The following is a 21304-nucleotide window of genomic DNA, read 5'->3' on the forward strand; positions in this document are numbered from 1 at the left end:
GGGACTATGGCAGACCCCAACACCCCCGATGTGGACTGGCTCACCGCCGACGAAAACGCGGCCTGGGTGGCGTTCACAGACCTTCTGTTCCGCCTCCCAGGAACCCTTGACTCCCACTTGCAACGTACCTGCGAACTCACGTTCTACGAGTACATGGTCCTTGCCATGCTGTCCGAGCAACCGGACCGCACTTTGGGTATGGGCACGTTGGCCGGACTGACCTCAGGTTCGCTCTCTCGCTTATCGCACGTGGTCAAACGTCTCGAACACGCTGGTTATGTCACCCGGCAACGCGATACCGCTGACAAACGCCACATGAACGCCACCCTCACTGACGCCGGTTACGACAAAATTGTTGCCTCAGCACCGGCACACGTCACCCACGTTCGAGAACTCATTTTTGATCACCTGAACGCCGATCAGGTCACGCAGTTGCAGACCATCTCCGACACCCTCCGAGATGGCCTCGCCACCCCATCTCCTGGGGCTGCTGCAACCTGCGACGCCCTCCACAAGTCACAAGGAACCTAACTCTGCTGCCACCGCCGTGACTGCAGCCTGATCCACCAGCCCAGGGCGCGCATCAACAAGTTGACGCAGTGACAACGCGGCGACCAGTACATCCTGCTCCGCGGCCACCACCACCTGGGGAACAACCCGGTCCAACACCGGGCGCACCCGCGGATCGGTCACCGCCGACCGCAACGGCATGTCCGGACCGGCAGTCCGGCGAGCCTGCACCCCAGCAAACCCATCAGGAGCGCCCACAACCGGGAAATCCCCGAGGATACTCGTGATAAACCGCACCGAATCCTCAAACCACCGAGCCACCGCGGGCTGCACAGACGAACCCACCCCATCCGCCGTGGCAGGAACCGCCAAACTCAACCCGTGCGGCCCTTCCATATAGATGTGCGTCTCAAAGGGGACACCCGCAGCCTCCAACGCCGCCACCAATGCCACGGTGTGATGCACCGGCACTAACGTGTCATCGCGGGTGGAAAAGACAAACGTCGGCGGCATCTGGGCGTCCACATGATCGGGAACGTTGAGGATGTCTTTACCCAGATGGCGGCCAAACTCGGCTAACACAATGGGATAGCCCACCACGAGCGCCTGAGGTCGGCGGGGGCCTGTGGCAACCAGTGACGAAGCCAAATGGCCACCAGCCGAAAAACCCACCACAACAACCCGGTCCGCGTCCGTGTGTAAGGACGGTGCCTCATCAACAACCCAGGCCAACGCGGCACGCGCGTCGTCCAACGCCATCTGCGCTGACGCCTGTGGGCCCACAGAATACCGCAGCACAAATGCCTGGAACCCCTTGGCGGCATACGCCAACGCGATGGGTTCTGCTTCCCGATCAGAGGTCAGCACATAGCCGCCACCAGGGAAAATCAACACAGCAGGACGCGTCGTTGCATTCCGCAGCTCAGAACTCGGTTCCTGCACATAACACTCAAGGACCGCGCCGTGAACACCAATGTCCGTTGTGAACGTTCTCATGACACCATCATGACCCCGACAACACCACGACGATCCAGCAACGCGCCGCGACACACTAATTCGCGGTGGACGTCCCCTTGTCTTCCTCCCGCAAACGCGGCTCCGTGCGGTTCTGCGGGTGATAACCCGCTTTATCCTCGTAAAAAGCGCGGATCGTGTCCATGTCCGCACGCACATCACCTGTTGGGGTAAACGTCATCCCCAACCCAAACGTACGGGTCGTCCGATCCACATAACCCAAGGTCACAGGGATTCCCGTAGCCATGGCAATCCGGTAGAACCCAGACTTCCAATATTTCCCAGCACCACGCGTCCCCTCAGGGGTCACCACCAGCGTGAACCCATCCCCCGTCACCTTCGCTTGCTCGACTAAATCCTCAACCAACCCAAAAGGGCGCCGACGATCCACCGGGATCCCGCCTATTGCACGCATCACCGGCCCCATCACCCCACGAAACAACGAGTCCTTCCCCAGCCACCGCACCGGGAAATCAAGATCCCACGCAATCCCCAACATCATGATGAAATCCCAGTTCGAGGTGTGCGGAGCCCCAATCAAGATCCGCGACTCACCCGGAGCGACCCGCTCCGTCGATACATGATCCCACCGACTGACACGAATCAAGACACGGGCACATGACCGGCGTATTTTTCTCCACATGTTCACTATTGTCCCCCAGGATCATAGGTCTCTGCGCCCACTCATCACCGACGGCTATCCATCACCAGACAAGACAAGACCAACCCACACACGACAGCGCGGGGCGGTGGATAACCCACCGCCCCGCGCTCACACCGGTCCCCGCACAGGCAGGATTCCGGGACGTTATTTGATTGCGAACACTCGGCGTGCCTCTTCAAAGGTGCGGCGCGCATCGTCATTACGCCCCTGAGCGTGGTAGATGTCCGCCAGCGCAACAAGGCAGTCACCGTACTGTTTGGTTTCTTCACGGTCTTTGAAACCAGTCGATGCGGCGGTGAAGTAAGGTTCTGCGTCGTCGAACTTGTCGTCGTACAGCAGCACCCGACCAATACCGGCACGGCACTGGTCGACACGCTTCGCATTATCGTGCTTCTCGTAGTAAGCAAGCGCGTCACGGTAAGCGGCAAGAGCGAGGTCGTGTTCGCCAGCTGACTCGTGCACCCCACCCAGCGACACCTTCACGGAGGCCATGTCGTGGTCAAGGGATTGGGATGTGAAGAAGTTCAGGGCTTCGAGGTAGAGGGTGCGGGCTCGGCCGAGGTCGCCTTCCTTCCACAGCACCATGGCGAGGTTCATGGTGGCGTCCGCGGTTTGCCGGTCGAGATCAGCAAGAGCGAACTCGTTGCGAGCTGCCTCGTAGTAGTCATTTGCTCGGGTGATGTCTTCTTTCTTCCAGAAGTGGTCACCGAGGTTCATGGCGCAGGTGGCTGCCTGTGCGTAGAGGTTTTGGGAGTTGAAGAAGGCGCGCGCTTGCTTCATTGCCTCAACTGCGCTGCCGTCATACTGTCCTGCACCCTGCTGGAGGGCATCCACTGCGCGACGCACGGATGCTTCCGCGAGCTGCGCAGGGTTTTCTGGTGAAACGTCAGATTGACTCATGGCTGCAACTTTTGTCTTCCCCACCTGCTTGTGCAGGCGCGTCGGCATGATAATGGTCGGGTGGCGTCAAGACGGTCTGTCCATTGAACAGATCGACCAAGATGCCTGTCATCTTAAGGAAAATGGCGGGTTAGCCGGGAACATGAGCGCTCCGGTGTGGCCCGTTCATACTGTACCAACTGGTCACTGCTGCATATCAACAAATCGGGAGTAGTGCCCTTGGAACGCCACAGTGATGTCCGCTGTGGGACCATTACGGTGTTTAGCCACGATCAGATCAGCCTCCCCAGCCCGCGGATGCTCCTTTTCGTATGCGTCGGGACGGTGCACCAGCACAACGAGGTCAGCGTCCTGCTCAATTGACCCCGATTCACGAAGATCTGAGATCGCCGGGCGTTTGTCTTGTCGCTGTTCAGGACCACGGTTCAACTGCGAAATCGCAATCACGGGCACCTCAAGCTCCTTGGCCAACAGCTTCAGTGCACGGGAAAACTCCGAGACCTCCTGCTGACGCGACTCCACCCGTTTCCCTGAGGACATGAGCTGAAGGTAGTCGATGAGGACGAGTTTTAAGTCGTGGCGTTGCTTGAGGCGGCGGCATTTGGCCCGGATCTCCATGAGTGACATGTTCGGTGAATCGTCAATGAACAACGGGGCGTCCTGCATCCGTGTTTGCGCTTGGGCGAGGCGCTGCCAGTCCGCCTCATCCATGTCCCCATTGCGGAGTTTTTGCAGGTGAATGCGCGCTTCTGCGGCGATGATACGTTGTGCAATTTCGTTGCGCCCCATTTCCAGGGAGAACACAACTGAGGTTTGTTTGTGCTTAATGGACGCCGAACGCACAAGGTCGATGCCCAGGGTAGATTTCCCCATCGCAGGGCGGGCGGCGATGACAATCATCTGACCTGCGTGTAACCCGTTGGTGAGGCGGTCAAAGTCTGCGAGCCCAGTAGGTACCCCGGTGAGTCCGCCAGGGTTTGTTTGTGCCGCTTCGATCTCGTCGATCGCGGCACCGAGAAAGTCACCGAGTGGTACGTAATCTTCTGACAGCCGGTTTTCGGTGATGTTGTAGATCTCGGCCTGGGCGTTGTTGACAACGTCATCCACCTCATCGCCATCAGTGGCGTACCCCAGTTGGACGATGCGCGTGCCCGCTTCCACCAGACGCCGCATGATCGCCCGCTCTCGGACAATCTTCGCATAGTATCCAGCATTTGCCGCGGTGGGAACAGAAGCAATGAGGTCGTGAATATAGGGGGCACCCCCAATACGATCCAGCGAACCGCGTTTGTTCAGTTCAGCGACCACAGTGATCGCATCAGCAGGCTCACCGTGCCCATACAAGTCAATGACTGCATCGAAAATTGCTTCATGGGCGGGCCGATAGAAATCGACACCCTTGATGTGTGCAATCACGTCCGCGATAGCGTCTTTGGAAATGAGCATCCCACCGAGCACACTTTGCTCGGCAGCAATGTCCTGAGGAGGTGTGCGATCTCGCGCCCGAGTTGGTCCTTCTGAGGGTGGATACGTCGCTTCGGCGGCTTCGACTGCCACTGTGTCCTCCCTGTGTGGTGAGTGCGGACGGCTGAGATGGGGGCCGACGCGCATGGAATGCCCGTGTGACCCTACCGCGAATGGGCGGGTGTTCCAAGTGTTGTGTCCTCCACTGACACAAAGTTATCCACAGGGTTTCCCACAGGGGTGTGGACAGTCGTGGAAAACCGCAGAACCACGTCGACCCCACCTGTGGACAAAACTGGGGACAACTGCGCACACCTGTGGAAGCCAACCGATGCGCACCCCACAATCCCTGGAATCATGCGGATTTACCTGTGGATGACACAATTGAATCCAACGAATCCTCCAGTGACAGGAAAATGACCACGACGTGGACACCACACCAACCACTCCGCAGGATGGCAGCCCGCAATCCACAGGACTTACCCACAAGTCGCTGACCGCCACAATCCTCGCCATCGCAATCCCCTCACTGGCCGCACTGGTCGCCGAACCCCTCTTCATCCTCGTCGACACCGCCATCGTAGGACGGCTCGGAACCAGCGAACTCGCCGGACTCGCACTCGCATCCACGGTCCTCACCACCACCGTGGGGCTGTGCATTTTCCTCGCCTACGCCACCACAGCAACCGTCGCCCGCCACCTTGGAGCCGGACGCCGCACCACAGCCCTCAGCGCTGGCATCGACGGCCTCTGGCTCGCCGCCACACTCGGCGCGCTTCTCACCCTCACCCTGATCCTCACCGCCCCCCAACTCCTCACCATCCTCGGTGCCCACGGTGACGTCCTCACCCACGCCACCACCTACCTACGATGGTCCGCACCCGGCCTCCCAGGAATGCTCATTGTTATGGCAGCCACCGGAGTGCTCCGAGGATTCCAAAACGCCACCACACCCATGTGGGTTGCCGGCGCCGGTGCCGCACTCAACGCCGCACTGTCCTTCACGCTCGTCTGGATCCTCGGCATGGGAATAGCCGGATCAGGATTGGGCACAGCCATCACACAAATCCTCATGGCCATTGCCCTCACCATCCCTGTCGCCACCCTCGCCCGACGACACAACGCCGCCCTACGCCCCGGAACAACCGGGATCCTCCACTCACTCGCCTCCGGTGCCCCCCTCTTCTTGCGCACCCTTTCCCTGCGTGCAGCGATCATCCTCACCATCATCACCGCCACCTCGCTAGGAACTGTTCCCCTCGCCGGACACCAAGTGATCAACAGCCTGTGGGGATTCGCAGCCTTCGCCCTCGACGCTCTCGCCATCGCCGCGCAAACCCTCATCGGGCACCACCTCGGCGCCGCGGACCGCACCGGTACGCGCCACATTCTCCGCGTCACCCTCTGGTGGGGAACACTATCCGGCGCCGTCATTGGTGCCCTCATCATCCTCATCGCGTACACCGCCGCACCACTGTTCACCCCCGACCCAACAGTCCAACACGCCATCCAACTCGCCGCCATCGTCGCCGGGATCACCATGCCCATCACCGGGTGGGTGTGCGTCCTCGACGGAGTGCTCATCGGAGCCGGAGACGGCCGCTACCTCGCAGGTGTTGGCCTCATCAACCTCGCCATGTACACGCCAGCCGTCCTCACCGTCTACCACCTCGCACCCCACGGGCCCACCGGCCTGCTGTGGTTGTGGGTCGCCTTCGCCGGTGTCTTCATGGGAGTACGCGCCCTCACCACCGGGTGGCGTATTCGCACCCAAGCATGGATGCGCATCGGCTAGCAGACACAGCAAAAGCCCCACGTGCACACAGCACGTGGGGCTTTCACACCGCCATGAAGACGGTACAACCAGCACAGTCGTCGTGCAGCTAACTCCGCCGCACAGACATCCTTACGCTGATGTCACATCACTCAGCGACAACCTTGACCTTGATCTTGGCTGACACTTCAGGGTGGATCCGCACAGTCACGGTGTAGTCACCGGTTGACTTAATGGCGTCCGTGACCTGGATTTTACGGCGGTCAATACGGTGTCCCTTCGCAGCAACCGCATCAGCGATTGTCTTAGTGGACACGGCACCGAACAGGCGACCTTCCTTGGATGCTGCAGCAGTCACAGTGACTCCTTCAGCTTCAACGGCGTCGCGCAGTGCACGAGCGTCATCGAGGTTCGCCACTTCGCGCGCCTTACGGGCGCGACGGATCGCCTCAACCTGGGCTTCACCACCCTTGGTCCACGGGGTCGCGAGGCGGCGTGGGATGAGGTAGTTGCGGGCGTACCCGGCTTTCACCTCAACAACGTCACCAGCAACACCGAGCTTGTCCACTTCGTGGGTGAGAATGAGCTTATTTGTAGCCATGATCTGTTCCCTCCCTGATCAGCGTGCGGACGACGAGTAAGGAAGAAGAGCCATTTCGCGTGCGTTTTTCACGGCACGAGCGATCTGACGCTGCTCCTGAACGGATACACCAGTGACACGGCGTGCGCGGATCTTCCCCCGGTCGGAGATGAACTTACGCAGCAGTGCGGTGTCTTTGTAGTCCACTGCGTCGATTTTGGCCGACTTCAGTGGGTTGGACTTCTTCTTTGGCTTACGCACAACGGTTTTCGCCATTGCGGGATACTCCTTCACAAGGTGCCTGAAAAATCAGGCGGAAATGTCTGATGGTGAGGGTTAGAACGGTGGCTCGTCGGCGAACCCGCCGCCTGCCGGACCCGCGGATGCCCACGGGTCATCGTTCCGACCTCCAGAGCTGGCGCCGAACCCGTTACCAGCGGACTGGGTGAATCCCCCGCCCTGCTGGTTGCCTGCGAACCCGCCTTGGTTACCTTGGTTACCGCCACCGCCTTGAGAGAATCCGCCGGACCCTCCAGAGCGTTGGTTGCGGCTCACCTTTGCGGATGCGTAGCGCAGCGATGGACCAATTTCGTCCACCTGGAGTTCAACGACGGTGCGCTTCTCCCCTTCTCGAGTCTCAAATGAGCGTTGCACCAAACGGCCCTGCGCGATCACGCGCATGCCCTTGGTGAGTGACTCGGCCACGTTCTCAGCAGCTTCACGCCACAGCGAACAACGCATGAAAAGGGCTTCGCCGTCTTTCCATTCGTTGGCCTGCCGGTCGAAGCTCCGTGGGGTAGACGCAATGGTGAAGCTAGCAACAGCGACACCAGAGGCAGTGAATCGAAGTTCCGGGTCCCCGGTGAGGTTCCCGACCACCGTGATGATGGTGTCTCCTGCCATGTTCAGTCTCCTTGTTGACCGTGGTTGAGATTGTCAGGGATCAGCGGTGACTCACGCGTCGACGCGGAGAACCTTGATACGCAGAATGGACTCGTTGAGTCCGAGCTGACGCTCAAGTTCTTTCGTCGTTGCTGGAGTAGCGGTGAAGTTGATGACCGCGTAGATGCCTTCGGCTTTCTTAGCGATCTCGTAAGCCATACGACGACGGCCCCAGATGTCGATGTTCTCGACGGAGCCGCCCTCTGCGGGGACAACGGCGAGGAGCTTCTCAATGGTGGCGTTGAGGTTACGTTCTTCAACGTCCGGGGAGAGAATCATCATCAGTTCGTACTGACGCATGCGATACCCACCTCCTATGGTCTGAGCGGTCACGGTCGTTCCGTGACAGAAGGGTGTCATGCAGTGTGTGCAATGTCAGCGAACCAGGTGGTTCTGACATTCCAGGAACGTGGGTTCCTGGGTGGCACAGCAATCAGTCAGTCTACCGGTGTTTCTGGTGTATTGACTATGCCTGTTCCCGGGTTTTTCTGGATGTCACATTCCTGCCCCGATCACCGATGCGCTCACCCAGTATTGCCCGTGTTGGTGCCGGTCCCACCACCCGTATTGCCGCCGCCGGTGTTTCCCCCACCTGAGCCACCACCAGTATTGCCGCCGGTGTTTCCACCACCGGTGTCTCCCCCACCTGGATCAGGCGTGGGCTGGGTTGGTTCCTGAGTCGGTTCCTGGGTTGGTTCCTGAGTCGGCTCTTGGGTCGGCTCTTGTGTGGGTTCCTGAGTCGGTTCCTGGGTCGGTTCCTGAGTCGGCTCAACCGGTTCCTCTGTAGGTTCCTCAGTTTCTTCAGTCTCTTCCGGTTCAGGTTCTTCGGTGTATGTCGGCGTTGGCGCAGGCTGAACAATCGTGCGGTCCGGGAACTGCTCTACCGGTTGGTCCTTGAGGACCCGGCCCATGTAGTCAGTCCAAATATCCACCGGAACTGACCCACCCGTGATCTCGCTGTACCCGCCAAACGGGGTGATCTCGTCTTGTCCACCATCTTCGGTTTGCTGGTAGAGCGCGATAGCCGTGGCATAGCTGGGGGTGTACCCCACAAACCACGCGGATCGGTTCTTATTCGATGTTCCGGTCTTCCCGGCAATGGGGTGCCCGATAGCGCGCGCCTTCTGCCCTGAACCTTCCTCAACAACCCGAGTCAGCGCATAGGTCGCCTCAGCGCCCACATCGGCACGCCACGCTTGCTTGGCAATCGCAGAGTGCTCATAGACGAGCGATCCGCGCCGCTCCACACTCTCCACAAAATACGTGTCATTATGCTGCCCGGAGGCCGCAAACGTTGCATACGCACTTGCCATATCAATGGGTTTCACGGTTGCCGTGCCCAGCACGTTCGACAACACCGGATCCAAGTCCACCGTGTCTGAGGGGATACCAGCGCGGATCGCAACATCCACGGTCTTTTCTGGCCCAATCTGCTGGTTCACGTCTACATACACGGTGTTCACCGAGTTCGCAGTCGCCTTAGCCAAATTGATTTGACCATAGGAGTACAGCCCGAAGTTGTTGACTGGATATGGCTTCCCATTGTCATCAAAAGTGCGCGGTGAGTTTCCATCAAAGTACTGGTTATCGACCGGGATGCCCTCTTCAATAGCGCCCACCAAGGTAAACGGTTTAAAGGTTGAACCAGCCTGCGCCTGCCCCTGAGTCGCAGCGTTGTACTGGTTCGTCAAATAGTCAGCGCCTCCGTACAGCGAGCGCACGGCACCAGTTTTGGGGTCCACCGTCACGCCGGCAACCATGAGACGTTCGCTGCCGCCCTCCGGCATATCAGAGATCGCTTTTTCCAGTTTGCGCTGTAAGTTACGGTCAAAGGTCGTGACGATGCGGACACCTTGAGAGTTGAGGTCGTCTTCCGTCATCCCTGTTTTGTCAAGCACCTCAGCCTTCGCCAAAGCGAGTAGGTAACCCTTGGGTCCACCAAACCGGTTCTCTGGGTTGTACTCCACCCACTCAGGAAATTCTTGCTCAGCACGCTCGGCCTGCGTGATGAAACCAAGGTCAGCCATACCGTCCAAGACGTAGTTCCATCGCTCCAACGATTTTTCTGGAGATTTTGCCGGATCCCAGTTACTCGGTGATGGGATCACCCCAGCGATCATGGCCGCCTCGGACAAAGTCAACTCCGCTGCTGGTTTGTCAAAGTACTTCTCAGCAGCAACCTCAATGCCGTACGCCCCACGACCAAAATAGATCGTGTTCATGTAACCGTCGAGGATGTCTTCTTTGTCCTGGTTCTGGCTCAGTTTGAGGGCGAGGATTGCTTCTTCGAGCTTGGCCGCATAGTCCTTAAACCTGTTTCCCGAACGGCCAATCGTGTCCTCATGGAAATATCGCTCCGCATACTGCTGGGTAATCGTGGACGCACCCATATTGGTGTCATAGCGCACGTTCAAATAGAACGCACGAGCAATACCCTTAAAGTCCACCCCGTTGTTCTGATAGAACGTGCGGTCCTCCGCGGCAACAACGGCGTACTTCACATGGTCAGGGAGCTCCCGGGTGTTAATGATCTTGCGGTCCACCTCAGCGAACTCACCAAGAACCGTCTCACCATCGGAGTAATACACCGTTGACGTTTGCGATTGGGCAAAGTCAGTCGGTTCAGGGATTTCCACACTCGCATAAGCTGCGATCAACAAACCGGCAACAAGAGCCGCCCCAGTGAGAAAGGTACCAAGAAAGAAGCGCCACGAAGGTATCCACCTCCTAATGCCGCTCTTCCCGTACCGGGGATAGTCAATGATGCGTTTCCTCTTCACCTTTCCAGATGCCGAAACGCGGGTTCTTGATCCAGCCACAAGGGACCTTCCGTACGTGCCATGGGGAGTACTCCATAGTGAACTCTAATGTCTAGCCCCAGTCTCGGCGACGGGTCACAAGACAAATAACGGTGTTCTCTATCAAGTTGGTGCACCACTTCCGTGGGTTCTTCACAATTCGCGTGCCAGAGCGGTTTGCACAAAGGGCACCGGGCACCATACTCTGTCGATGTATCGGCTCGATACATCGGTCCGCTACAGTGAGTACACGAGGGCCCACCCGGGACCACACGACAGCCCACACACAGACAAACCCAGCACCGCCGTGCAGGAAGGAGACACCATGCGCAGTCGCTCCACAGTGCTCGACATCGCCATCCTCGGTCTCCTCAAAGAATCACCACTCCACGGCTACGAACTGCGCAAACAACTCAACCTCCTGCTGGGAATGTTCCGGGCCTTCTCCTACGGCTCCCTCTACCCTGCGCTGAAATCGCTAGAAAAACGCGGCCTCATCAGCTCACAAGGCTCGCAACAAACCCCACCGCACGCCCTCGCAGGAAAACGGGCGCGCATCGTCTATCACATCACCAATGATGGAACAGACCACCTCACCCAGTCCCTCGCAACCGCAGGACCCTCCGCCTGGGACGACGACAACTTCGACGTTCGCTTCGCCTTCTTCGGGCAAACCGACGCCGACACGCGCCTCCGAATCCTCGAAGGACGCAAAAGCAGACTCACCGAACGACTCGAAACAGTCCGCGAAAGCAACACACGCACCCGCGGACGCCTCGATGAATACACCCTCGAACTCCAGCGCTACGGCCTCGAACAAGTCGAACGCGAAGTGCGCTGGCTCGAAGGACTCATCACCCATGAACGCAACCGACCCCGGCACCAGGCAGACAGCTCCCCCAAGGACAGCCCTGCAACCGGCTCGGACGTGTAACAAATCCAGTACAACGCCCCACGGGGCCTGAGAACAAGGAGCGAGGATGTCTTCCATCCGCGTCGCTATCGTGGGAGTCGGCAACTGCGCGACCTCCCTCATCCAAGGTGTCGAGTTCTACCGGAACGCAGACGTCAACGACACAGTCCCCGGCCTGATGCACGTCCAGTTCGGTGACTACCACATCCGCGACCTCGAATTCGTTGCAGCCTTTGACGTCGACGCGAAAAAGGTAGGGTTCGACCTCGCAGACGCCACCCAGGCGTCCGAAAACAACACCATCAAAATCACCGATGTGCCACCCACCGGCATCACCGTGCTCCGTGGTCCCACACTCGACGGACTGGGCAAGTACTACCAGGAAACCATCGAAGAGTCCGCAGCTGACCCTGTTGACGTTGTGCAAACACTGAAAGACGTCAAAGCAGACGTCCTCGTCTGCTACCTGCCCGTCGGATCCGAAGACGCCGCAAAGTTCTACGCACAATGCGCCATCGACGCCGGCGTTGCCTTCGTCAACGCACTTCCCGTATTCATCGCATCCGACCCTGAATGGGCCGAAAAGTTTGAACAAGCCGGGGTGCCCATCGTCGGTGACGACATCAAATCACAGGTCGGTGCCACCATCACCCACCGTGTTTTAGCACGCCTCTTCGAAGACCGTGGCGTCATCCTCGACCGCACCTACCAACTCAACGTTGGTGGAAACATGGACTTCAAAAACATGCTCGAACGCGAACGCCTCGAGTCCAAGAAAATCTCCAAAACCCAAGCCGTCACCTCCAACCTCTCCGGACCATTGGGCGGGAAAAAGGAAGACCGCAACGTTCACATCGGCCCCTCCGACTACGTCGCCTGGCTCGATGACCGCAAGTGGGCTTACGTCCGCCTCGAAGGACGCGCATTCGGTGAAGTTCCCCTCAACCTCGAATACAAACTCGAAGTCTGGGACTCCCCCAACTCCGCAGGAATCATCATTGACGCCGTCCGCGCAGCGAAGATCGCCAAAGACCGCGGTATTGGTGGCCCAATCCTGTCCGCATCCACCTACTTCATGAAGTCCCCACCCGTCCAGATGGAGGACCAAGCAGGCCGCGAACGCCTCGAAGCGTTCATCCGCGGAGAAGTAGAACGCTAACCCGCGCACCACACAGTGAGGGCGTCCCGCATCGTGCAGGGCGCCCTCACCGTTCACCCGCGTTTCCGCCCGTGCGCTCCCCCTCGCCCGCGTCTTCATCCACACCCCGTCTCCTTACCCGTTTCCCCACCCCCAACTGACAGGCCACCATGTCTTTACGCCACGACCTTGGCACCCTGTTGAGGCTGCCCGACTTTCGCCGATTCTTCGCGATCCGGTTACTGTGCCAGTCAGGCGATGGTATGTTTCAGGCCGCACTTGCCACCTTGTTCTTTTTCTCCCCACAATCCCAAGGAACACCAGAATCGATTGCACTAGCGCTTGTGGTGTTGTTATCACCGTTTACGGTGATTGGGCCGTTTGTGGGCGGTTTTCTTGACCGGTGGCCACGCCGCACCACGATGGTGGTGTCTGATGCGATTCGTGTCACCCTGACGCTGGCGATCATCACCATCATTCTCACCATCGGGATGAACCCAGCAGTGTATGCTCTCGCCCTCGCGGCCCTGTCCTTGAACAGGTTCCTCCTGGCCGCACTTGGGGCGTCCTTGCCACGAGTTGTGGAACGAGACGAACTCCTCCTTGCGAACGCGATCCTCCCCACAATCGGTGCCGCCGCCACAGGGTTGGGGGCGGTCACAGGCCTCGGCGTGGGGTTACTGTTTCCTGAAGGTCAACTACGTGACGCGGCGATGCTTGGCCTCGCAATCCTCCTGTTTACCGGGTCCATCATTGTCACCCTAGGTTTCCCACGCACTCGCCTTGGCCCAGAACCTCACGACATCACCACAATCACCGTGTGGACAACGCTGCGCGAACTGGGCGCAGCACTACGGACAGTCCGCCACCTGCGAACCCCCGCTCTTGCGTTGGGTGTCATGGCAGCGATGCGTCTGGCCTACGGCAGCATCTTTGTCGCCTCAATCCTCATGTCACGAAACCTATTCGGCCGCGGGCTCGAGTTGTTTGGCCAGATCATCGCGATCACCGCTGTGGGGTTCGCCATCGCCATTGTGCTCACCCCCATTATTGTCCGGCGTATTGGCGAGGGCCGCTGGGTGATGATCACCATGCTGACCTGCGCTGCCGCACACATTCTTGTGGTGGTGCACCTGTCCGTACTGACGATGCTGATCGCTTCGTTTTTCCTGGGCCTTGGAACACAGGGCGCAAAAATCGCGATCGACACCATCATTCAACGGGAAACCCCAGACGAATACTTGGGGCGCACCTTCACCGTGTATGACATGGCTTTCAACCTGGCGTTCATGGGTGCTGGTGGGCTTGGCGCTCTCTTCCTCCCATTGACCGGCGTCAACACTGTGTTCTTTACGATGCTCGGGCTGGTGTACCTGGCCCTCGCCCTGACAGGCCGGTATGGTTTCGTCAGTCGCGTAGTTGATGTTTCTCCGCCTGCCCGGGTCACAGCGACCTAACCTCCTGCTTTCCCTTCGCTCAGCACCACCCCACACGCCACTGCCACCTATTTCCCTGTGTGGACCATTCTGGACGCGAGAGTGCGCAAATTTGTGGGCCTCACACAAACAAAGTGGTCCCCACAGATCGGGTCACATGGTTCCCCACCCAAGCAACATCAACACACAACCCAACCGTGACCCCCAAAGCAAGGCAGCGCATCGGCAAACAAGGCCTGCGAGTTGTCCACAGCGCGCCAGCAAAAGACAATCCACCGCTCTTCATTACGCACGTGTTCGGCGTAAGGGCTTCACCACCGGCCACGCTACTGTCAGCGGGTGCCTCGACCCATCACACACGCGCAACCGCCCCAGGAAGCACCCCCCACCTCAGACGTTCACCCCACTCCGCCGCGACCACGCACACAGAAGGTCACGCCAGCATCCCGAGTCAGGTCGCCGCGCTCCGCGTTGCACGTCGAGTCCACGGTGCACAGTCAAGCGTCCCAACCAGAATTGCCCCTCGTGATCAGTCGCGCTGACCTCGCACCACATGAACTCAAACGATTGACCACCCAAGGAATACTGGTTCGAGTTTTGCCAGGGCGCTACGTTTTTGCTGACAGTTACCCCGTTGGGAACTCTTTCGACGCTCTACGTCACCGACAACTGACCCACATCAGTGCGACCCGTCTCACCATGTCACACCGATCTGTGATGAGTCATGCAAGCGCTGCCGCCCTCCATGATCTTGTTGTTCCAGGATCTGACGTTCGAGTTCACATCACAGAGGCGCACGGCAATTCCCGCGGCAAAGTTGGGGTAGTTAGGCACCGAAACGCACTTCCACCAGAGCACGTTACTACCCGCAACGGCGTTCACGTGACAACCCTCGAACGGACGGTGGTGGATTGCGCTCGAACACTCAACCCGGTCGACGCCCTCATCATTGCGGACTCCGCATCAGCGAACGGGATGGATCGGGCAAAAGCGTTGGGCATCATGAACTCACTGGCTGATCGCCGAGGGACACGAAAAGCACAGTGGGTTCTCCAACACGCCAGCAACGGCAGTGAATCACCTGGCGAAACACGCACGCGGGCGTTGGCTATTGCGGCGGGTTTGCCGTCGCTTCGCACACAACAGAAGATCCGTACTGACCGTGGAACGTTCTACGCTGACCTTGCCTGCGAGGAACACCGCTTCATTCTTGAATACGACGGTCGCGACAAGTACACGTCCCCGGAGGACCTTTTCGCTGAGAAACTCCGCGAAGACGCGATCCGCTCCACCGGGTGGGCCGTGATGCGCGTCACAGCCCGTGATTTTCGCGACGCGCCAGCATTTGTTGGAAAGATCCGTGAGTTCGCGCGCAATTGTGGCGCCCGGACTTTAGGAAAGATCACTCCCGATGTGATTGCTGCCTTTACCCACCGGGCGCGGTAGCGAGGAACTGAGGAAAAGGTAATTCTGACATGGCACCCGCATGACACCCGCCCGCTCGACACTCACACAACGACAAGCGTGCGGCGTGCGGCGTGCGGCGTGCGGCGTGCGGCGTGCGGCGTGCGGCGTGCGGCGTGCGGACCATTATGGTCACGCGTGGACCAAAATTCACCACATTCGCACAATCAAAGTGGTCCACACAAAACGAAAGGCGGATCGGTGAGCCGCCGCTGCATGATTAGCCGACTTCGTAGTCGAAGACACCCAGCAACTGCATCCGGCTTTGTTCAACCACGCGCACGTCTGAGGCATCCAGGTCGTAGATCGCGTAGAGCGCGTTAATTTTTCCGTTTTCTGGAAGTTGAGCACGCACAGCATTCGCGAATGAGCGCGCATGGGATAAACGAATCAGTCCCGCGTTGATGTCCCCGTGCACGGCTTCAGCAGCATCGAGGTTGTAGTCACCCAGCCGAACATCTGTGAGGAAATCGCTGCTCATGGGCTTGCCTTCACGACTTGTGATGTCCAGGTAGGTCATGAATGCGTCTGCGTCGCGGAAGCGCCCTCCCCACACGCTCACTTTCCGTGGAGCGTGGTGGCGGGTGTGTGTCATACGTGTTGAGGCCATAGGAAAACTCTAGCTGGGCTAAGCAGTTGTCTAGGTGTGAGGTTCGGCGTTCACAGTAGGTTGTTGACCACTTTTCGATGCGCCACCTCAGTTCCCATGAGCGACCACCGTTGCTGTGCGCACCTCGCGACACACCCGCATCACGCGCGCCACCCCACGCCACCCCACGACCGAGCGCGTGAGGACCACTTTGGGTGTGTGAGGACCAGAAGAACTGGTGTCCACACGCTCAAAGTGGTCCACACAGCGGGGTGGGGTGAGTCCAGCGGGGTGGGGTGAGCACAGCAGGACGTGTCCGGTGTGCCCGCGTCAAACGGGGCGGGCTAGACTCGTGGCGAGAACGAGACGCTCGGTGACGCGGGAGCCTGAGCTGACCGGTACCGCGGAGCATGTGAGGTGGCGAAATGACTGACCTTGTGGTGGTTGGGGCAGGGTTGTATGGGCTGACCGTCGCGGAGCGGTGCGCCTCGCAGCATGGGATGAACGTGCTGGTCGTTGATAGGCGGCCCCACATTGGGGGGAACGCGTACTCGAGTGTTGACCCTGACACTGGTATCGAAGTTCATGAGTACGGTGCGCACTTGTTCCATACTTCCCACGAGGGTGTCTGGGAGTACGTGAATAGATTCACGAGCTTCACGGACTACGTGCATCGCGTCTACACCACGCATCGGGGCGAGGTATTTCCCATGCCTATTAATTTGGGGACGATTAACCAGTTTTTTCGCTCGGCTTTGAGTCCTGATGCTGCGCGGGCGTTAGTTGCTGAGCAGGCTAGTGAGTTGGGCGGGCGGGCACCGCAGAACCTTGATGAGCAAGGGGTGTCATTGGTGGGCCGCCCGTTGTATGACGCTTTTATTCGGGGGTATACGGCCAAGCAGTGGCAGACGGATCCACGTGACCTGCCCGCATCGATTATTTCTCGGCTACCGGTTCGCTATAACTACGACAACCGATACTTCAATGACACTTATGAGGGTCTTCCAACTCAGGGGTATACGGCATGGTTTGAACGGATGGTTGATCATCCGCGTATTGAGGTGCGCTTGGGCGAAGATTTCCTCACCCCACCAGGGCAGGTGACGAAATCCACCACGGTGGGACAGGTTCCTGTTGTGTTCACTGGTGCTGTGGATCGATATTTTGACGATGCGGTGGGTGCGTTGTCGTGGCGAACCCTCGATTTTGAGCGTGACGTGGTGAGCACCGGTGATTTTCAGGGCACGGCGGTTATGAACTATGCGGATACTGATGTTCCGTTCACGCGCATCCTTGAGTTTCGGCATTTTCACCCGGAACGCGATTATCCTACGGATCGTAGTGTGATCGTGCGTGAGTTCTCCCGTTTTGCTGGGCGCGATGATGAACCGTATTACCCAGTCAATGCGACTACTGACCGTGAACGGTTGAGCGCGTACCGTGAGTTGGCGCGAGCTGAGCGGGGCGTCCACTTTGGTGGACGTTTAGGGACTTACCAGTACCTGGACATGCATATGGCGATTGCGTCGGCACTGACCAATGTGGATCAGGTAGCAGCGCTGCGGGTTTAGTCCCGCCACACGGTGCCTCAACTCCAGCGTCTGGCAAGCCAGTCGCTGCGAACCGTCCCAGATCTGAGCGGGGCGTTGATGTACCGATCAGGGGCGTTGATGTACCGGTCATAGGCGTTGGCGCATCGACCGTGGGCTTTATTGACCTCCGGGTGGACGGTCCTAGTGAACAGGTTGTGCAGGAAAACTGACAGGACGTGCCGCGAACGGTTATGGGGTCGTGTGGTCTCCCTAGACTCGTGCTGAGTCCACAGCGCATGTGCGGTGGCACCCGCTAGTTGGGTGTCGGGGCGCCCTTCGGTTGGGTGCTTGGTGACGGTGGTGTCACTGCCGTGGGTGTGCGGTCGCGTTGTGTGTCAGCGGGACCCTCAAGTCTGTTGCAAAGGAGCCTCGTGATGAGCCGGTCTGTCCTCGATGTTGATTCTGTGGTGTCGTCGTTGACGCTGCTCGAGAAGGCCGCGCTGCTGAGTGGCGAGAATGTGTGGGAGTCGCGGTCGGTGCGCCGGTTGGGTGTTCCGTCGATGTTTTTTGCTGATGGTCCGCACGGGTTGCGACGTCAGTCGGGGCCTTCTGATCACTTGGGTTTGCATGAGTCGGAGAAGTCGACGTGTTTCCCTACTGCAGCAACGTTGGCGAACAGTTGGGACCCGCAGTTGACGCAGCGTGTGGGGGCGGCGATTGGTGCTGAGGCTGCTCAGCAGGGTGTTCAGGTGCTTCTTGGTCCTGGGTTGAACATTAAGCGTAGCCCGGTGGGTGGCCGCAACTTTGAGTATTACTCGGAGGATCCGCTGCTCAGTGGTGTGTTGGCTGCTGGTTTTGTGCGTGGTGTGCAGTCGCAGGGTGTTGCCGCGACTCCGAAGCATTTTGCTGCGAACTCTCAGGAGTTGTTGCGGATGGCGAATGATTCGGTGGTTGATGAGCGCACGTTGCGGGAAATGTATTTGACGGGTTTTGAGATTGTTGTGCGGCAGGCGGCGCCGTGGGCGTTGATGTCGAGTTACAACAAGGTCAATGGAGTGTATGCGAATGAGAATTCGGCATTGTTGTCGGATATTTTGCGTGGCGAGTGGGGCTTTGATGGTGCGGTGATCACGGACTGGGGTGGCGGTAATGATGCTGTTGCTGCGGTTGAGGCGGGGAGCGCGTTGGAGATGCCGTCGCCTGGTTTGGATTCGGCACGTCAGATTGTGTCGGCGGTGGATCGTGGCGTGTTGGCTATGGCAGACGTTGACGCGCGGGTTCGTGAGTTGTTGACGTTGGCAGCTCGCACATCGACGCCGACTCGTGGGCGGGTGGATGTTGACGCGCATCATCAGTTGGCACGTGAGGCTGCGGCTTCCTCAATGGTGTTGCTGCGCAATGAGGGTGGTGTCTTGCCGTTGGCTGGGCAGGCTCGTGTTGCTGTTGTTGGTGATTTTGCGCGTGCTCCTCGTTATCAGGGTGCTGGTTCGTCTCAGGTGAATCCTTATCGGGTGGTTGATGCCGCGCATGCGGTGGAGAAGACCCCTGTTCAGTGCGTGTCGATGACGCAGGGTTTCCGTCGCGATGGGGTGGCGGATGCGGCGTTGTTGCGTGAGTCGGTTGAGGCGGCGTCGCGTGCTGATGTGGTGGTGATGTTTGTTGGTTTGCCAGAGCTGTATGAGTCTGAGGGTATTGATCGTGCTGATTTGTCGTTGCCGGCAAATCAGGTGGAGGCCATTGAGGCTGTTGCTGGCGTGAATGACAACGTTGTGGTTGTTCTTGCTGCTGGTGGTGTGGTGGAGATGCCGTGGCGTGATCGTGTGAAGGCGATTGTGCATGGGTATTTGAATGGTCAGGCTGGTGGCCAGGCTGTGTGGGATGTGTTGACTGGGGTTGTGAACCCTGGTGGCCGGTTGGCTGAGACGTTTGTGGAGTCGTTGTCGGATCACCCGACGGCCGATATTTTCCCGGCTGATGGTCCGACTGCACAGTACCGTGAGGGCCTGTTTGTGGGGTACCGGTATTTTTCGACTGTTGATGCGCCGGTGGCGTTTCCCTTCGGGTTTGGGTTGAGTTATACGTCGTTTGCGTATGAGGACTTCTCTGTTGAGGGTGACAGCGTGGCGGTAACGGTCCGGAATACGGGTGTTGTTGCTGGTCATGAGGTTGTTCAGGTGTATGTGTCGGGTCCTCAGGTGAGTGCGTTTGTTCGCCCTGCGCGGGTGCTTGCTGGGTTTTCTCGGGTGTTTGTTGAGCCTGGTGAGTCGGTGCGGGTGCGGGTTGTTCTGGCTGGTGAGGCGCTTCGTTCCTTTGATGTTGGTCGGGGTTCGTGGGTTCGTGAAAACGGCGTGTACCGGGTTCAGGTGGGGTCGCATGTCAATGATGTGCGTGCTGAGGGTTCCTTTGAGGTCAGGGATGGGGTTGCGGTGGAGCGCCCTGTGAATGCTGATGCGTTGGGCGTGTATTGGACTGGTGAGGTGCGTTCGGTGCCTGATGCAGCTTTTGCCGCCTTGCTGGGTCGCGATGTGCCCTCGTCGCAGTGGCAGCCTGGTCCGCTTGATGTGAATGATCCGATTTCGCGGTGGAGTCAGGCGCGCAGCCCGTTGGCACGGTGTGCCGCGTGGGTGTTGCGGTCGTTGATTCGCCGGTCGGAGAAAAAAGGGAAACCGGATTTGAATTTGTTGTTCTTGTCGAATATGCCGGTGCGGGCTATTGGCAAAATGACTAATGGCGCAATGAGCATGGAGATGGTTCATGCATTGTTGCTTGTGGTGAATGGGCATCACATTCGTGGAATTGGGCGTTTGGTTTCTGCGTGGTGGCGCAACATGTCGCTCAACCGGGCGACTCGCCGTGAGTTGGCGGGCGGTTCCTGAGTTTTTGTGCCCCAGGTTGGGGTGTCTTGTCATTCGTTGTGTAAGTCACTGAGGAGTTGCTGATGTCTGCTATCCGCTCATGGTGGGAGTCATACCGGGAGAAACATCCCGAACTGTCCACCTTCTTGATGTTCTTTTTGGTGAGTAACGGGGTGACGGTTCTTCAGCTTGCTCTGATGCCGCTCTTTCGTGCTTTGTTTGCTGGCACCGCATTAATTGATACCGATTTTCAGGTGTTGGCCGTGGGGTCAAACATTGACGGGTCGCAGTATTACATGTTTGATTATGCGGCTGGTGCTTTGCCTGAGGGTGGGGGTGGACTCGCCTACTTCTTGGCTGTTCAGATCACGATTCTCATTGCTCAGGTCATCAATTTCTTCCTGCAGCGTAGCGTGGCGTTCCGGTCGAAAACGTCGATCGCGAAAGCGGCGATGTGGTATTTCATCGCGTACATTGCCATCACTTTCCTTGCCGCCGCCGCCCAAGGGTTCTACAAGGCGCCAATCTATGACTTCTTCATTGACTTGTGGGGTCGCACTGGTGAAACCACGGCTGATGTCATCACAATGATCATCAACAGTGCCATCTCATTCTGGGTGTTTTACCCCATTTTGAAGATCATCTTTAAAGACCGGACAACTGTGGCTGATACACTCCCAGCGGCATCAGATGATGCACCCGCCACCTCGTCGAATGGGCAGTGATACACC

General features: G+C 58.6%; 19 protein-coding genes. 9 read left to right on the forward strand and 10 right to left on the reverse strand.

The features are described from left to right. The first annotated feature begins 6 nt into the window (after window positions 1-6). Window positions 7-531: a MarR family winged helix-turn-helix transcriptional regulator gene (locus tag JDEN_RS12620; protein ID WP_015772758.1), complete on the forward strand. Its 525-nt coding sequence runs from the start codon at window positions 7-9 to the stop codon at window positions 529-531. On the opposite strand, the gene JDEN_RS12625 is transcribed toward JDEN_RS12620, so the two are convergent. The 4 genes from JDEN_RS12625 to dnaB form a co-directional block, all read right to left on the reverse strand. After that, window positions 517-1506 (reverse strand): alpha/beta hydrolase, encoded by a 990-nt coding sequence (locus JDEN_RS12625; RefSeq protein ID WP_015772759.1) that lies wholly within the window; start codon window positions 1504-1506, stop codon window positions 517-519. The two genes, JDEN_RS12620 and JDEN_RS12625, sit on opposite strands and share 15 nt — an antisense overlap. A 55-nt stretch (window positions 1507-1561) precedes the next feature. Further along, window positions 1562-2167 (reverse strand): 1-acyl-sn-glycerol-3-phosphate acyltransferase, encoded by a 606-nt coding sequence (locus tag JDEN_RS12630; RefSeq protein ID WP_015772760.1) that lies wholly within the window; start codon window positions 2165-2167, stop codon window positions 1562-1564. Between the two features lie 165 nt (window positions 2168-2332). Continuing rightward, entirely contained in the window at window positions 2333-3088 is a 756-nt protein-coding gene (locus tag JDEN_RS12635; RefSeq protein WP_169304114.1) for a tetratricopeptide repeat protein, read from the reverse strand. A gap of 183 nt (window positions 3089-3271) precedes the next feature. Beyond that, window positions 3272-4645 (reverse strand): replicative DNA helicase, encoded by a 1374-nt coding sequence (dnaB, locus tag JDEN_RS12640; protein ID WP_015772762.1) that lies wholly within the window; start codon window positions 4643-4645, stop codon window positions 3272-3274. A gap of 334 nt (window positions 4646-4979) precedes the next feature. Between dnaB and JDEN_RS12650 the strand changes: the two genes are divergently transcribed. After that, the gene (locus JDEN_RS12650; protein WP_015772764.1) at window positions 4980-6347 is read left to right on the forward strand and encodes an MATE family efflux transporter; all 1368 of its coding nucleotides are present in this window, start codon (window positions 4980-4982) and stop codon (window positions 6345-6347) included. Between the two features lie 127 nt (window positions 6348-6474). Here the strand turns inward: JDEN_RS12650 and rplI are convergent, their stop codons facing one another. The 5 genes from rplI to JDEN_RS12675 form a co-directional block, all read right to left on the reverse strand. Further along, on the reverse strand, window positions 6475-6927 hold the full coding sequence (gene rplI / locus JDEN_RS12655; RefSeq protein WP_015772765.1) for a 50S ribosomal protein L9: 453 nt from the start codon (window positions 6925-6927) through the stop codon (window positions 6475-6477). A gap of 18 nt (window positions 6928-6945) precedes the next feature. Continuing rightward, window positions 6946-7182 (reverse strand): 30S ribosomal protein S18, encoded by a 237-nt coding sequence (gene rpsR / locus JDEN_RS12660; RefSeq protein WP_015772766.1) that lies wholly within the window; start codon window positions 7180-7182, stop codon window positions 6946-6948. Window positions 7183-7242: 60 nt separating this feature from the next. Continuing rightward, on the reverse strand, window positions 7243-7809 hold the full coding sequence (locus JDEN_RS12665; RefSeq protein ID WP_015772767.1) for a single-stranded DNA-binding protein: 567 nt from the start codon (window positions 7807-7809) through the stop codon (window positions 7243-7245). A gap of 51 nt (window positions 7810-7860) precedes the next feature. Continuing rightward, on the reverse strand, window positions 7861-8148 hold the full coding sequence (gene rpsF, locus JDEN_RS12670) for a 30S ribosomal protein S6 (protein WP_015772768.1): 288 nt from the start codon (window positions 8146-8148) through the stop codon (window positions 7861-7863). 224 nt (window positions 8149-8372) lie between these two features. Then, complete coding sequence (locus JDEN_RS12675) at window positions 8373-10628, reverse strand: transglycosylase domain-containing protein (RefSeq protein WP_169304115.1); 2256 nt, start codon at window positions 10626-10628, stop codon at window positions 8373-8375. A gap of 343 nt (window positions 10629-10971) precedes the next feature. Between JDEN_RS12675 and JDEN_RS12680 the strand changes: the two genes are divergently transcribed. The 4 genes from JDEN_RS12680 to JDEN_RS12695 all read left to right on the forward strand — a co-directional run bounded on the left by JDEN_RS12680 (window position 10972) and on the right by JDEN_RS12695 (window position 15579). Next, window positions 10972-11580 (forward strand): PadR family transcriptional regulator, encoded by a 609-nt coding sequence (locus tag JDEN_RS12680; protein ID WP_015772770.1) that lies wholly within the window; start codon window positions 10972-10974, stop codon window positions 11578-11580. Window positions 11581-11626: 46 nt separating this feature from the next. Further along, complete coding sequence (locus tag JDEN_RS12685) at window positions 11627-12718, forward strand: inositol-3-phosphate synthase (protein WP_015772771.1); 1092 nt, start codon at window positions 11627-11629, stop codon at window positions 12716-12718. 149 nt (window positions 12719-12867) lie between these two features. Beyond that, window positions 12868-14154 carry an MFS transporter gene (locus JDEN_RS12690; protein WP_015772772.1) on the forward strand — a complete coding sequence of 429 codons (1287 nt, stop codon included), beginning with the start codon at window positions 12868-12870 and terminating at the stop codon, window positions 14152-14154. Between the two features lie 504 nt (window positions 14155-14658). Further along, window positions 14659-15579 carry a DUF559 domain-containing protein gene (locus JDEN_RS12695; RefSeq protein ID WP_015772774.1) on the forward strand — a complete coding sequence of 307 codons (921 nt, stop codon included), beginning with the start codon at window positions 14659-14661 and terminating at the stop codon, window positions 15577-15579. Between the two features lie 238 nt (window positions 15580-15817). Here JDEN_RS12695 and JDEN_RS12705 read toward each other — a convergent pair whose 3' ends face one another. Next, the gene (locus JDEN_RS12705; RefSeq protein WP_015772775.1) at window positions 15818-16207 is read right to left on the reverse strand and encodes an immunity 22 family protein; all 390 of its coding nucleotides are present in this window, start codon (window positions 16205-16207) and stop codon (window positions 15818-15820) included. Between the two features lie 404 nt (window positions 16208-16611). On the opposite strand from JDEN_RS12705, the gene glf reads away from it, so the two are divergent. The 3 genes from glf (at window position 16612) to JDEN_RS12720 (ending at window position 21298) form a co-directional block, all read left to right on the forward strand. Continuing rightward, a complete protein-coding gene (gene glf, locus JDEN_RS12710; protein ID WP_015772776.1) occupies window positions 16612-17757 on the forward strand; it encodes a UDP-galactopyranose mutase in 1146 nt (381 codons plus the stop codon). Window positions 17758-18152: 395 nt separating this feature from the next. After that, window positions 18153-20594, forward strand: a complete 2442-nt coding sequence (locus JDEN_RS12715; protein WP_015772777.1) for a glycoside hydrolase family 3 C-terminal domain-containing protein — start codon at window positions 18153-18155, stop codon at window positions 20592-20594. Window positions 20595-20656: 62 nt separating this feature from the next. After that, window positions 20657-21298, forward strand: a complete 642-nt coding sequence (locus tag JDEN_RS12720; protein WP_015772778.1) for a hypothetical protein — start codon at window positions 20657-20659, stop codon at window positions 21296-21298. The last annotated feature ends 6 nt before the right edge of the window (window positions 21299-21304 follow it).

This window comes from Jonesia denitrificans DSM 20603, from assembly GCF_000024065.1.
Classification (GTDB): Bacteria; Actinomycetota; Actinomycetes; order Actinomycetales; family Cellulomonadaceae; genus Jonesia; species Jonesia denitrificans.